Annotated in this window: 16 protein-coding genes; 13 read left to right on the top strand and 3 right to left on the bottom strand. The window is 39.0% G+C overall.

Features of this window, described 5'->3' with window-relative positions; translation table 11 throughout:
* The 7 genes from OCV60_RS12905 to OCV60_RS12875 form a co-directional block, all read left to right on the top strand.
* The coding region (locus tag OCV60_RS12905) for a MerR family transcriptional regulator (RefSeq protein WP_262530309.1) at positions 1–196 on the top strand (196 nt) is incomplete at its 5' end.
* On the top strand, positions 196–1,476 hold the full coding sequence (locus OCV60_RS12900; protein WP_262530308.1) for a site-specific integrase: 1,281 nt from the start codon (positions 196–198) through the stop codon (positions 1,474–1,476). The genes OCV60_RS12905 and OCV60_RS12900, both read left to right, overlap by 1 nt.
* Positions 1,477–1,670: 194 nt before the next feature.
* Positions 1,671–3,155, top strand: a complete 1,485-nt coding sequence (locus tag OCV60_RS12895) for a right-handed parallel beta-helix repeat-containing protein (RefSeq protein ID WP_262530307.1) — start codon at positions 1,671–1,673, stop codon at positions 3,153–3,155.
* A 690-nt stretch (positions 3,156–3,845) separates the two neighbouring features.
* Positions 3,846–4,031, top strand: a complete 186-nt coding sequence (locus OCV60_RS12890; protein WP_262530306.1) for a DNA-binding protein — start codon at positions 3,846–3,848, stop codon at positions 4,029–4,031.
* Positions 4,032–4,062: 31 nt separating this feature from the next.
* Complete coding sequence (locus OCV60_RS12885) at positions 4,063–5,028, top strand: DNA-methyltransferase (RefSeq protein WP_262530305.1); 966 nt, start codon at positions 4,063–4,065, stop codon at positions 5,026–5,028.
* Positions 5,009–5,839 carry an EcoRI family type II restriction endonuclease gene (locus tag OCV60_RS12880; RefSeq protein ID WP_262530304.1) on the top strand — a complete coding sequence of 277 codons (831 nt, stop codon included), beginning with the start codon at positions 5,009–5,011 and terminating at the stop codon, positions 5,837–5,839. The genes OCV60_RS12885 and OCV60_RS12880 overlap by 20 nt, the downstream gene beginning before the upstream one ends.
* Positions 5,840–5,848: 9 nt before the next feature.
* On the top strand, positions 5,849–6,766 hold the full coding sequence (locus OCV60_RS12875) for an adenine-specific methyltransferase EcoRI family protein (protein ID WP_262530303.1): 918 nt from the start codon (positions 5,849–5,851) through the stop codon (positions 6,764–6,766).
* Between the two features lie 91 nt (positions 6,767–6,857).
* On the opposite strand, the gene OCV60_RS12870 is transcribed toward OCV60_RS12875, so the two are convergent.
* Both OCV60_RS12870 and OCV60_RS12865 read right to left on the bottom strand, forming a co-directional pair.
* Positions 6,858–7,571, bottom strand: a complete 714-nt coding sequence (locus tag OCV60_RS12870) for a DNA-methyltransferase (protein ID WP_262530302.1) — start codon at positions 7,569–7,571, stop codon at positions 6,858–6,860.
* Positions 7,572–7,832, bottom strand: a complete 261-nt coding sequence (locus tag OCV60_RS12865) for a helix-turn-helix domain-containing protein (RefSeq protein ID WP_262530301.1) — start codon at positions 7,830–7,832, stop codon at positions 7,572–7,574.
* A 387-nt stretch (positions 7,833–8,219) separates the two neighbouring features.
* Between OCV60_RS12865 and OCV60_RS12860 the strand changes: the two genes are divergently transcribed.
* Positions 8,220–8,885: a hypothetical protein gene (locus tag OCV60_RS12860; RefSeq protein ID WP_262530300.1), complete on the top strand. Its 666-nt coding sequence runs from the start codon at positions 8,220–8,222 to the stop codon at positions 8,883–8,885.
* Positions 8,886–9,049: 164 nt separating this feature from the next.
* Here OCV60_RS12860 and OCV60_RS12855 read toward each other — a convergent pair whose 3' ends face one another.
* A complete protein-coding gene (locus OCV60_RS12855) occupies positions 9,050–9,928 on the bottom strand; it encodes a hypothetical protein (protein WP_262530299.1) in 879 nt (292 codons plus the stop codon).
* A gap of 142 nt (positions 9,929–10,070) precedes the next feature.
* On the opposite strand from OCV60_RS12855, the gene OCV60_RS12850 reads away from it, so the two are divergent.
* The 5 genes from OCV60_RS12850 to OCV60_RS12830 are packed head-to-tail and all read left to right on the top strand — an operon-like array spanning position 10,071 to position 14,064.
* On the top strand, positions 10,071–10,247 hold the full coding sequence (locus tag OCV60_RS12850) for an excisionase family DNA-binding protein (RefSeq protein ID WP_015560864.1): 177 nt from the start codon (positions 10,071–10,073) through the stop codon (positions 10,245–10,247).
* Between the two features lie 36 nt (positions 10,248–10,283).
* Positions 10,284–12,593 (top strand): phage/plasmid primase, P4 family, encoded by a 2,310-nt coding sequence (locus tag OCV60_RS12845; RefSeq protein ID WP_262530298.1) that lies wholly within the window; start codon positions 10,284–10,286, stop codon positions 12,591–12,593.
* Positions 12,594–12,610: 17 nt separating this feature from the next.
* Positions 12,611–12,850, top strand: a complete 240-nt coding sequence (locus tag OCV60_RS12840) for a hypothetical protein (RefSeq protein ID WP_005612402.1) — start codon at positions 12,611–12,613, stop codon at positions 12,848–12,850.
* 18 nt (positions 12,851–12,868) lie between these two features.
* Positions 12,869–13,789 carry a phage major capsid protein gene (locus OCV60_RS12835; protein WP_262530297.1) on the top strand — a complete coding sequence of 307 codons (921 nt, stop codon included), beginning with the start codon at positions 12,869–12,871 and terminating at the stop codon, positions 13,787–13,789.
* 50 nt (positions 13,790–13,839) lie between these two features.
* Positions 13,840–14,064, top strand: a complete 225-nt coding sequence (locus tag OCV60_RS12830) for an excisionase (RefSeq protein WP_015541248.1) — start codon at positions 13,840–13,842, stop codon at positions 14,062–14,064.
* Positions 14,065–14,276: the final 212 nt, after the last annotated feature.

Raw genomic sequence — 14,276 nt, 5'->3', positions numbered from 1 at the left:
TTTAGCAGAAAAGGATATTTTAAATCCTTCTGAGGCAATTGAATATTTTGTTTTGAGCCGGAGAAAATTTTATGATTTATTGAATAATACGGATGGAGAAGATTTTCTGGCATACTACGGAGAACGCAAGCTGATTCTTCGTGTATCCTTTGAAAGGTATCTGCATAACCATCCAGAACTAAGGAGGCGGGTATAATGGCAAAGGCAGGAAGAGGACAGACAAGGCGAGATTCCAAGCGTAGAGTATTAAGACCGGGAGAGAGTGTAAGAGCAGACGGAAAATATCAATATAAATATCATATTGATGGAAAACCACATTTTGTATACAGTTGGAAATTGGAGCCTACGGACAAACTTCCAAAGGGCAAGAAACCATGCCTTTCCCTTCGAGAGTTGGAAAAACAAGTAAACACAGATTTGGATTTACCTGTAAATATCGTGGACGGACAGATGACAGTCTGTGAACTGGTAGACCGATATTTGAAAACAAAGACCGGAGTAAGGCAAAGCACGAAACAGGGATATGTTACAGTACAGAGATTACTTGCAAAGGAAGCATTTGGCAAAAAGACGATACGAAGTGTGAAAACTTCCGATGCAAAGCTGTTTCTTATCAAATTGCAGCAGGAAGATGGCAAAAGCTACAGTTCCATTCATACCATCCGTGGAGTGCTGCGACCAGCCTTTCAGATGGCGGTGGATGATGACATTCTGGTAAAGAACCCTTTCGGATTTCAGCTTGCCGGAGTATTGGTAAATGACGCAGTTACAAGAGAGGCAATCACAAAAGACCAGATGCGAAAGTTCTTAAAATTTGTGCATGACGATGTGGTGTACTGTAAATACTATGAAGTGGTGTACATACTTTTTCATACGGGAATGCGAATATCAGAATTTTGTGGCTTGACGCTGAGGGACATTGATCTTGAGAATAGAACTGTGAACATCGACCATCAGTTGCAGAGAACATCGGATATGCGATATATCATAGAAACCACAAAGACGGATGTCGGAACAAGAGTATTGCCAATCACAGAGGATGTGGCACAGATGTTTCAGGCAATCATTGAGGACAGAAATGCACCTAAAGTGGAGAAAGCTATAGACGGATATAGCGGATTCCTGTTTTACGATGATAATGGAATGCCACTTGTGGCAATGCACTGGCAGCACCGATTCAACCATATGGTTGGCAGATACAATGACATCTACCGGGTGCAGATGCCAAACATTACGCCTCATGTATGCAGGCATACTTACTGCTCGAATATGGCAAAATCGGGAATGGATCCAAAGACACTACAGTACCTCATGGGGCATTCGGATATATCAGTCACAATGAATGTGCACACGCATATCGGATTCGATGATGCAGAGGAAGAGCTGAAATGGATGGAAGAGTTTAGGAAGGCACAGGCGGAGGTTGAGCAGAAGAAGGAGAAACCGATGTCACAGAAGATGTTTAAGGTAGTTTAATATGGAAGAGGGATGACGTTCTGGTTTAGGCTGGGGCGTTATTTTGGTGGAAAAATGAGATGTTCTGAGATATAATTATTGTGTTAAGTATATTTATGAAACATTGTATAACCCACATAAGATTTAATGCTGAGAAATTACAAATTTGTCATTGTTGAAAATAGATTTTCACATTAACGAGAAAGGGTGACGAAATGGAAAAAATACAAGTAGTGTTAGCTTCTCCATCGGATTTGGCTGATGAACGTCAAATGATTAAAGACTTAGTGAATTCATTAAATCCATTATATATGAAAAATGGAATATGTATTGATTTAAGAATGTGGGAAAACAGTACACCTGGAATGAATGCTGATGGACCGCAAGGTTTAATTGATATGGATTTAGAAATTACCAATGCAGATTTATTTATTTGTATGTATTGGAAAAAAATAGGTACAAAGTTAGCAAATGAAGATGTTGCAGGTACAGAGCATGAACTTAATTTGGCATTGGATAGTTATCGTAAACATAGAAAACCTGATATTAAAGCTTTTTTTAAGGTGATTGATGAATCTGAAAAAAATGATGATACAAGGAAAATTTTTGCAATATCAAAGAAACTACAACCTTTAGGTTTATATACACCATTCAAAGATATAAGTGAACTAAAAGATAATGTAATTAAAATCTTACAAGCTGAAGTAATGAATTTGATTCGTAAGCAAGGACAAGTTATGCCTGAAATACATAAATATATTGAAATTTCAGACACAAATGAATTTATCAGTAATTTTTCATCTAATAACAAATTAGTTTTAAATAAAGGTTATTATGATATGTTGGATTTTGAAAGGGGAAATACAGATAATATTTTTAAAGAAGAAGTATTTGACGGAAATCAACTTGTGGTATCCAACATATCAAATGTTACTGTTGTGGGGGATAATTCAACATTGCTTGTTAATCCGAGATATGCAAATGTGATTTGTTTTCGTGAGTGCTCTAATATAAAATTGATTGGATTAACACTAGGCCATACGCCTCGAAAGGGAAGTTGTATGGGATCTGTCTTGCGGTTTGAGAATTGCAACAACATACAATTAGATTCGTTAGAATTATTTGGATGTGGAACATACGGAATTGAATTAGAAAACTGCACTAATATTCGAACCAATGGGACTAAAATTTTTGAGTGCTCTTATGGAGCATTAAGTATAATAAATTCAAATTTAGAATTTTCAAATAGCATGATATATGATTGCAATAAAACTGTAGGTTGTATTATTGAAGCTACAAATAGTCAATTAGATTTTAATAATGTATCGATTTTTAATAATTATATAGATAACTATCTGATTTCTTTGGAATCTTCTAGTTTGTTTTGCAGTGGTGTTTGTGTGTATTCTAATTCATTTGCTGGCTTATGTAATCAAACGATTCCATTTGGATTATTTGAAGAAAATAATGTAATTCAAAGTGGGGAAGAGTTTAATATCACAATTTTTTCTTCAAAAAAAACTACAAGAGATGTATATGAAGAAATTAAAGAATTTGTTTGTATATATGGGAAAATAGAAGAGTCTGTTTTTGATGATGGACAAATCTATATAAATGTTATAACGTCTAGATTTGAGAATATTTCCCAAATAGAAAGCTTTATAGAGGGGTATGATAATCTGGAAACGGCATGCGGTTAATTACGATTCCTTAGTAGTAACCCATTCCCTTTTACTACTAATTTTACTACTAATAAGTAGTAACAGCATGCTCAATTCTGCTCGGTTTTGCCACAATCTGTAATTTCAGAGCATTTTACCATAACCCCATAACCCCTTGCAAAACAGGGCATTCCGGGACAAATCAAGGAGAAACAAAACTGTGATTAAAGTACTTTTCATCTGCCACGGCACTCCAGTTTTACTATAATGCAGGGCTTTGCAAAGTGGGGCAGAGTACGGCATAATATGGCGGAAAGCATTGGAATTACTACGGTTTAGACTACTAAGGCTCATGGGTGGAAGTGGGATAAAGGCAAAGGTGTTGGGAGGATTCTTTAGTAGTAAGGGACTACTTACAGGCAATGTAGTAGAGCTTGTACCGATGGAAATTCCAAAAAAATGTAAAAATTATTGCATGTTTATTGAGGGGTGGATATACTGAATGCAACAGAGTTGCCCGGTGTTCTTTTGACATTGGGGACCAAGCTGAGTCGTGTGCTCAGCTTTTTTATATTAAGACTTTTGTTATAGATAATGAAAATAATAACATTTGATAAACGAAACTTCTCAAGTGCTGGCTCATGATTAGAATTTGGTCTGAAGTCGTTTTTCTTCATTGAATTTATTCCAAACTTGGAATATAATATTATAGAGCTTGGAGGAAAAAATATGGAGTATTTAACATCAAATGAAATAGCTGAAAAATGGAATATTTCAAGTCGCAGAGTTAGAATATTGTGCGGTGAGGGAAGAGTCGAAGGAGCAATTCAAAAAGGTATTCTTTGGCTAATTCCAAGTAATACTCAGAAGCCACAAGAACTCCGGAGAGGGAGAAAAAAACAGGATGATATATAAAATGTGTTACTAGGATATGGAGGGTATTCTCATGGCGATTCATAATAAATCCCATAATAATCACGCTTTAATGTCTTTGAATAAAATGCGTAAAGAGGAAAGCCTAAAAAATAAAACAAGTTCTGATTTTGAGATGCCTGCGGAAATAAAGCTTTTACATAGTATATCTGATTGTGGAGATTTTTTGAAACAATTACCTGATAAATCAATTCAATTGATTTGCATTGATCCCCCGTATAATCTGGAATTGGCAGGATGGGATATTTACGAAAATTATATCGAATGGGCATCAAAATGGATTGATGAGGCATATAGAGTTTTATCAGATAATGGAAGTATGGTTATTTTTGGTGGTATACAGTTTAGAGATGCAAAATCAGGAGATTTGTTAGATATAATTCAGTATATTCGTAAAAATACAAAATTTAAATTAGTAAATACAATCATATGGCATTATAAAAATGGTATGTCAGCACATCGTTTTTTTGCAAATAGGCATGAAGAAGCTATATGGCTGGTTAAATCAAATGATTATTACTTTGACTTGGATTCGGTCAGAGTACCATATTCAGAAGAAGATTTAAAAGTTGCATTAAGAGATAAGAGATTAAATCCTGAGACAACAAGAAAAGGAAAGAACCCAACCAATGTGTGGGAAATTGGAAGATTAAATGGAAATAGCAAAGAACGTGTAGGTCATCCAACTCAAAAGCCGGTAGCTATTATAGAACGATTTATAAAAGCACTATCATATCCGGGAGCTACCGTGTTAGATTTCTTTGCAGGTAGTGGAACTGTGGGAAGAGTTTGCATAAATGAAGGAAGAAACTGTTTGATGTGTGACAGTGATAATAAATCTCTTGATTATTTTGCAAAGCATCTTTCGTTAATGGAAGAACTGGGACAGAATACACAATATAGAAAAGTTGAAAATATACAAGATTTTTTTGAATATAATACAAAAGGAGATACCGCAAATGAAAAAGGGACAATCTAACAGATTAACAGAGCAACAAAAAGAGGGGCAAGGTCCTGTTACAATATTTCATAAAGATGCTAAATTTCATGATGCAGAGGTTGGCTCTACATCGGAATTAGCAATGATTAAACTTAAAAATGAATTTCCTATGCTTAAATTTAGATACAGAAAAAATTTATCAAAGAAGGAAATAAACGAAGCTTTAAAGAAAATTGATGATTTTCTCGGTCAAACACTTTTTTTGGAGAAGGCGAGAATTAAGCCAGATGGCGGCATTATTGAAGTTCAAGATGATAATGGAAAATGGCGAGTTGTTTTGGTGTCAGAGGCTAAACATCAGGGAAAAGATATTGAGAATATTAGAGCAGGAAAATTGGTTGGAAAGAAAAATGATAAAGATCTTATGCCGGCTGGAAATGTCATTGAGAGGGCATATAAAAACGTAAAAGAAATAGCAAATTATATGTTGGGAGAAAGTTATTTCCCGTATATTTTATTTTTGGAAGGAACAAATTTTTTGACGCAAAATGTCAATGTGACAAGACCGGATGGGAGAATAGTTACATTAGTATATAATGACGGCACATTAAATCGTATTGATAGATTGACTGCTGCAAATTATGGAATGCCAATTAATACAAATTTGTGTGAAAACAGATTTGTAAAGAGTAATGGTGCAAACATTATGCTTCAAGCTGCATCAATTTATACAAAAGGTGATGGAGAGCATTGGGCTGAAAATGATATGGTTGAGGTTATGCTTGATGTTGCAAGAACATCACTAAAAATGCTGGGGAAGGATTTGTTTAACCAGCTTACAAAGAAGTAGGGAAATATAATGAAAAAAAGAGAAGTAGATCATTCACTGTTAGATAAAGCGAAGATTAATAAGAAAGATGAATTTTATACTCAACTAATAGATATTGAAAAAGAAGTGGTTCATTATACAAAACACTTTAGAGGTAAGGTTGTTTATTGTAATTGCGACGATCCGGAGTATTCAAATTTCTGGAAATTTTTTTATGAGCATTTTGAAGAATTAGGATTAAAAGAATTGAATGCAACATATTTTGGAGAAGATGCAAGATTCTATAATTATGATGGAAAAGAAATAACTATTACACAATTAAAAGAAAATGGAGATTTCCGGAGCAATGAGTGTATACAAGTATTAAAGCAGAGTGATATAGTGATAACAAATCCTCCGTTTTCTTTGTTCCGTGAGTATATCAGTCAATTGGATAAATATGATAAAGATTTTTTGGTTATAAGCAATATAAATGCGATTACTTATAAAGAGGTTTTTCCATTAATTCAATCCAATAAGGCATGGTTAGGAGTTTGCTTTGGAAGAGGTATATCAGGGTTTATTGTTCCAGAAAGTTATGAATTATATGGAACAGAAACAAAGGTTGATGAAAATGGAAAACGAATAATTTCACCGAATAATTGTATGTGGTTAACTTCTTTGGATAATGAGAAGAGACATCAGCCTATTGAATTGGTTAAGCAATATGAGGGAAATGAGGAATCATATCCTTTTTATGATAATTACCGGGGAATAAATGTGAATAAAACGCAAGATATTCCGATGGATTATATGGGTGCAATGGGGGTTCCAATTACTTTCTTAAATAAATATGATCCTGAGCAGTTTGAGATTATCAAATTTAGGAAAGGTGATGATGACAAAGATTTGAAAATAAATGGTAAAGCACCATATTTTCGTATTCTTATTAAACGTAAGACAGCATAGTAATTTGTGACATGAAACTATTGGGGATAGTATTCATGTCACTTTTTTGTTGGTCGTGATGAATAATCCGACCTCCGTGTCGTGAGAAATGTTAGTATATCGACAGCCTTTTAAGAGAGGCTTTTACATATTTTTCATCTATATCGATTCCAATAAAACGTCGTTTATTCTTTAATGCAGCTTCGCCTGTAGTGCCAACTCCCATGAATGGATCAAAGATGATGTCATTTGGGTTAGAGGAAATTAACAGAAGATGCTCAATAAGTTCAAGTGGCTTTTGCGTTGGATGTTTGGGAGAGATGATTTTTTCGGGAAACATACATGATGGGCATTCGAAGAAGTTGTGCATTTGGTCTTGAGAAGAAAAATTCCAAGTGTGACCTTTATTCCAGAGACACACAACTAGTTCACAACTGTTTAAAAAACTGTTGTGGTATACACTTTGTGTGGGAGTTGTCTTATGCCAAACGAATATCTGGAATGTTGAGAATAACGGGTTAAATGCATCATACCATTTGCCAAGTAATGAATAACTAGTGAATATGAATATATTCCCCGTGGGTTTTATTATTCTGGTAAACGGTTCTATATAGTCATTTGGGTTTAAAGGAATACTATCCCACTCGGCGATTTTGTTATTGATTGTTTTACCGTTATTTAAATGAATATTTCCTCTAGAAAATTGGGATAGATTGTATGGGGGATCTGTCAAAATTAGGTCAATAGATGAGTCTGGCAATCTTTTCATAAAATCAAGGTTGTTTTCGTTAAAAAGTTTATATGCGCTTGAATTAGTAGTAAACAATTATCCCTCCTGTGAAAATTTTTCTGTTTTCTTTGAATGTGTATCATCTTTGACTTCTGAATCGGGAAGGAATACAAGAATATCATTTGGAGTGCAATCTAAGGCAGTACAAATGCTTTCAACTTTATCAAGGGCAATGTATTGTCCGTTTTTTATTTTTGAAATTATATTAGCAGAAATATTAGCGACTCTCATTAACTGAGAATGCGATATTTCACGCTCAATTAGTATGTGTTGCAATTTTTTATAGCTTACACCCATATTCCTACCTCCAGAATAAAATAAGGGTATCACATTTCTGTGAAAAAATCAATAAAAATATGAAGACTGAGGCAGGGGTATCCAAATCTCTACAACCTTTCTGCCTGAAGACCGATGCCCCCCTTCGTGCGAATTTTCGCAGAATTAAACAGGGGGGATACCCACCAAGGTCGGTTTATGTAAAAATATCCGCAGAATACCGCTGCTAAAGCCGATTTTGTTTTGCTGGATAGTACCGAAATACGAAGAAAAAACATGTAAAAAGCAGCATAAAAAGCACAGTTTTTCTGCGTACATTTTGGCAGAAATATAATCCGAATTGTCTTGCTATTCTGTGCCATCAGAGTGATATATGTACTACCGAATAAAGAAAGGCGGGTACATATTATGAAGAATGAAATTAGATTTACATTGGAATCGAAGCAGAGGCCGAAACTGGCACAGGAGATTGGAAACCTACTTGGAACAGCACCGCATTATGAACGGGTACCAAGCTGTGCATACGATATTGCAGGATACCGACTGGATAAAGAGGGTGTATTGCATATCCCGGATGGAACTGAAAAAGAAATAGTGGAAGACCTGATTCTGCAGTTACGAGAGCGTGGGTTTCAGGACGATATGGAAATAACGGAAGAAGTGCCAGTGCAACAGGATAAGCTGACAATAGCGATTCCGGAAGAGAGCCTTACGGATACGGCATTGGAAAATTTACAGAAGATTATAGCAAATAAGCAGATGCTTTTTCAACGCGCATTTCAGACGGACAGCACAGAAGTTGAAATTACAGAGGAAAAAATAAACTTCACATGGTTTCCATACACAACGGATAGCGATGAGATTGCAGCCTACACACAATTTATCTCAAGGCTGTGTGATACGGCAAGAGATGCAAAAAGGGTACCATCAAAGCCGACTGAAACGGACAATGACAAATACGCTTTCCGCTGTTTTCTGCTCAGACTTGGCTTTATTGGGAAAGAGTATAAGACAGCGAGAAAGATTCTGCTTAGGAATCTTACAGGAAATTCAGCATTCCGCTATGGAGAATAAGGATAAAATGACATGGGGTGTCGGTGTAGACCGATGCCCTTTTTCTATGGAAAAAACAGTTGGGGCAACTTGTGGCAGATGATTTAGGTTATTCTTATAGAGCCTATATAGAAAATAACCTATATTACTTGCCACATCTTGCCCCAGTGTGAAAACAGCCGTGGTCACGCCCATCGGTTATCATTTTCTTCCTGTATCTTTCTGCGATAAGCAGTACGGGATTTTCTGCGGTTTCGTTCCTTTTTACATTCTGGATTGTCACAGTATTTCTGGCGGTTTCCATTTTTGATGAACAGACGGCCACAGCACTCACAGGTGGCAACGCCCACACGGTCGGCATAAGCAATGGGGTAATCTGTAGGGATAGATACATATTGCGACAGAGCGAATCGGGCAGCATCAAAAACAGAATGGAAATCCGGCATGACCTTCAATTCTCCATTTTCATCCAGTCCCAACTTCATGGTTACGCCACTCATTTTATTTAGGTAAGCTGATATTTTACCGAGATGTTTCTGCATAGGAAACGAATTAAAATCTGCAAATTCATTCGTCCATGTGATCTGTGCAAGATCCGTGGAAACGTCAAGCCGTTCCAGACATTTTTTGAACATCAGGATGACAAGAGTATCCCGGTACAGGCTTTCGAGATCTTTCTGCATGGTGTGAACATCAAAAGTGAAATTACCAAGAATGTTAGTGGAAAAATCCCAGTATTCCGTATCCTTTTCAATATCCCAACGATATTCTTCGATGTCCTCAGAGGCATAGTAGGGGTGTGCGTACTGCTGACACCAAGAAATGATATCATCGGCAGCAGTGTAGTCATCTTTTCCACGGATACTCTGGTACAGGTTATTCAGAGAAAGCCAGAGCTCATTTCCGTCCAAGCCGTATCCACGGTTGAGTTTCGGAACATCGCCCTTGCCCAGACAGGCGGTGATTACGATTTTTCCATTCTGTTCTGTCTTTTCATAGTATTTGAAAGTTGCGGTCAGCCGTGCATCCGCACTCATTTTCCCCAAACTGAAATCTTCGTTCATATTCTACCCCCATTCTTACCGATAGAACTTGCTTTCGGTACGAGTTCTTACCAATAGAAAATAGCCTTTGGTAACATTATAAAGTATACTGTGATAGAAAACAAGAGCAATTCATGTTTGGAATGCAGAGAGGAGGATGGCTATGGATAAAGTCACGATGAGCGTACAGGAAATGGCAATGCAGATGGGAATCAGCCTGAGCAAAGCGTATGCACTGACCAGAGAAGCGGATTTTCCAATCGTCCGTGTAGGCAAGCGGGTATTGGTTCCTGTTTCTGAATTTAAGGTGTGGTTATCGGCAAGAGCCACGGAGAAATGATACGTCAGAAAATAAGCGGGGAAGGAGGAGCACAGAATGTATGAGAAACTTCCGGAACAGTTGAAAAAAGACGGACGGTTCTGTCTGTGGAAATATAAAGAAAGAAACGGACGCATGACAAAAGTGCCGTATCAGACAAATGGCAGAAAAGCGAGCAGTGCCGATAAAAATACCTTTTCGGATTTTCGATTGGCAGTCAATGCAATGGATGGTTATGACGGAATCGGTATGGGTGCATTTGATGATTTCTGCATGGTAGATATCGACCATTGCGTGTTTGGTGGAAAGATGACACAGATGGCAGAAGACATCGTGGAGAGAATGGACTCCTATACAGAATTCAGCCCCTCCGGCACGGGAGTCCGCATTGTATGTAAGGCATCTTCCCTGTCTTATGATACGGGCAGATATTACATCAATAATCAGAAACTTGGTCTGGAAATCTATGCAGCAGATGTAACAAAGAAATTCTGTACTCTGACAGGAAATGTGATCCGCAACCGTGGTGTTGAGGAGCGAAGCACTGAAATTGGGGAAATACTGGAAACTTATATGCTCCGTCCGATTTCTAAGAAAAAGAACGATGTACAGGATATTCCCGGCAGTTATCTGTCCGATGATTCCGTGGTCCGCTTGGCATCGGATTCCAGACAGGGCGAAAAGTTCAAAGCCTTGTGGAATGGAGAAATACTGGAAGGAAAATCCCACAGCGATGCGGATATGTCGCTTGCAAGTATCCTTGCATTCTGGTGTGGCGGTGACACAGGGCAGATGGACAGACTGTTCCGAAAATCGGGATTGATGCGGAGCAAGTGGGACCGTGTGCAGAGTGGCTCAACCTACGGCGCATTGACGATGGAAAAGGCAGTGGCACAGGCATTGGATTTCTACAGACCTTATGCAAGGACATCAGCAGAGAGTGATTTTGATGATATGCTGCAGAAGCTGATAGAACTGAACGTGTCGGATAACAGCAGATACCCGTGGAATGACAACGGCTCAGGCAGATTGTTTGCGGATGTGTATAAAGATATCGCAAGGTATGTGCCGGAAAGGAAAAAGTGGTATGTGTATGACGGGACCCGGTGGATTCCAGACATTGGCGGACTGAAAACAATGGAGCTTGCAAAATCCCTTGCGGACAGTCTGGTCAGATATGCCCTGACAATTACCGATGAGCGCAGAAGAAAGGACTATCTGGAATTTTCTGCGAAATGGCAGAGCCGGAATTACCGCAACACGTATATCAGTGATGCCCAGAGTGTGTATCCGATTGCAATGTCTGAGTTCGACCGCAATGTTTATTACCTGAACTGTCAGAACGGAACACTGGATCTGCAGACGGGAGAGTTCCATCCGCATACACCACAGGACAAGCTGACCAAGATTGCCGGGGCAGCCTATGATCCGAATGCCAAGAATCCACGTTTTACCAGATTTGTTTCAGAGGTGATGAGTGGGGATACGGAGAAAGCAAGGTTCATGCAGAAAAGCCTTGGTTACGGTCTGACAGGGGATACCCGCTATGAATGTATGTTTTTTTACTACGGTGCAACCACCAGAAATGGGAAAGGGACTCTGATGGAAAGCACACTTCATGTGATGGGAGATTACGGTTTGACTGTCCGACCGGAAACGATTGCTGCAAAACCGTCTGCCAACAGCCAGAACCCGACAGAGGATATTGCACGTCTTGCCGGAGTGCGGTTCGCCAATATCTCAGAGCCAAGGCGGGGACTGGTGCTGAATGAAGCACAGATCAAAAGCATGACGGGAAATGATACACTGAATGCCAGATTCCTGCATGAAAACAGTTTTGATTTTAAGCCACAGTTCAAGCTGTATGTAAATACAAATTATCTTCCGGCTATTACGGATATGACACTGTTTTCGAGCGGACGTATCGTGATCATTCCCTTTGACAGGCATTTTGAGGAATGGGAGCAGGAACAGAATCTGAAAGCAGAATTTTCCAGGCCGGAGGCAGCAAGTGCCATCTTAAACTGGCTGATTGAAGGCTACACCATCTTGAAAGAAGAAGGTTTCGCTCAGCCCAAAGCAGTAAAAGATGCCACCATGTCCTATCAGCATGACAGCGATAAAATGGAACTTTTTGTGGAGGAATTTCTGGAACAGGAGAAGGATGCGGAATGCCGGACATCGGCAGTGTATCAGGCATACCGCAACTGGTGCAATGACAATGGATATTTTGCGGAGAACAGCCGGAATTTTAACCAGGCACTCCGTACAATCGGTACGGTAGTCCGCAGGCGTCCGAGGGATGGTGGAGAAAAAACCACACTTTTAACAGGATATCGGCTCTTGTGCAGAGATTTCCTCTGCTGAGAAAAAAGGAGGTATACATGGGAAAACAGAAAGCAGCACCACCGATGCGGTTTGAACCATCGGATTTTTCAACAGACAAGTACAGATGTGTGAATGTCATCAATTTAAGGGACAGATGCCCGGTCATTATCATGGCAAGCGAATCCTGTGACCCGCCCTATTACCGTGTGGTTGACGGCTCATTGGAGATGTTTTATCTGTCCTATTCTGAAGCAGTGGATTATTGCAGACAGAGTGGTTATATGACACAAAAATAATTTTTCAGGAGGTTTATTATGATTAACAGTACAGCTTATTATAACGATTTTTGGAACGAAATGAGAGGAAAACAGGCAGTTACGGACAACCTTTATAACAACCGTGAAAGCAAGACAAATGCGTACCATCTGCCCGGAGAATCAAATAAAAAATATACGGCAGTATTACAGAAAGAAAGTGCAGTCCGTCAGCTGGCAACCGTTGTGAATGCGACCAGAAGTGACAGCCGTCTTTGGACATTTGACTGTGAAGGTCAGGCTGAATGGGGCGATATGGTCAATCTGGAGGGCATGGATAACGAGGACGATTTTCAGAGATTTGAAGTACAGGCATACCGATTGTCCGAGCTTGTCAGACTTGGATTGGAGTTCGCTTCTGACCAGTCCTTTGCCATAGAGGATTATGTAATCGGGAAAATGGCACGTTGTTTTGGCACAAGCGAGGAACAGGCGTTTATCAACGGAACAGGGGAAAATCAGCCGACAGGTATTCTGCACGCCACTGACGGAGCAGAAACGGGCGTGACGGCAGAGAGTGATTCTGCTATCAGCTATGATGAAATCATCAAACTGTATCTGTCCGTGGATAAGAAACACCGTAAACATGGTACATGGCTTATGAATGACGAAACGGCTCTGGCACTCCGTACCCTCAAAGATTCAGCCGGAAACTATCTGTGGAAGGAAAGTGATGAAACGATTTTCTCAAAACCTGTGCAGATTGTTGATTCCATGCCGTCTATCGGAAATGGGCAGAAAGTAATCGCATTTGGAGATTTCAGTAATTACTGGCTCGTTCAGCGTTTCCCACTGACTATCCGCACACTGGAAGAAAAGTTTGCCATGCGTGGACAGGTAGGGTATCTGGGATGTGAGTGTCTGGATGGAAAACTGATCCGTAAGGATGCAGTCAAGGTACTTCAGATGGCAGCAGACTAAGCAGTTGGGGCTGTGGAAATACTGCAGCCTGTATGGAAGGAGGATTGCACATGGCAATAGAAAAACATGATACTACGGAAAATACACTTGTCCCTGTGAGTGAAAAGTACACACTGACAATCAAAGAAGCAGCGTCGTATTTTAATATCGGGACAAAGAAAATGCGTAGACTGGCAGAAGATAACAGAGGAAGATTTGCGGTATTCAGCGGAAACAGGTATCTGATTATCCGCCCGCAGTTTGAAAAATTTATCAGTGCTTCTTCGGAGATATAATTCCGTTTGTCTGCCGAAAGTAGTTGATATTATCAGCGTTCAGAGTGATATATAGTATGACCTCGAAAACCTGTGAAAACAGCCACTTTTGGCAGAAAGGAAGTACTTTTATGGCAAGACCAAGTTTAGCAGAAAAGGATATTTTAAATCCTTCTGAGGCAATTGAATATTTTGTTTTGAGCCGGAGAAAATTTTATGATTTATTGAATAAT

Source organism: Coprococcus ammoniilyticus, assembly GCF_025567345.1.
GTDB classification, from domain to species: domain Bacteria; phylum Bacillota; class Clostridia; order Lachnospirales; family Lachnospiraceae; genus Coprococcus; species Coprococcus ammoniilyticus.
This window is presented reverse-complemented; position numbering and strand designations above follow the sequence as displayed.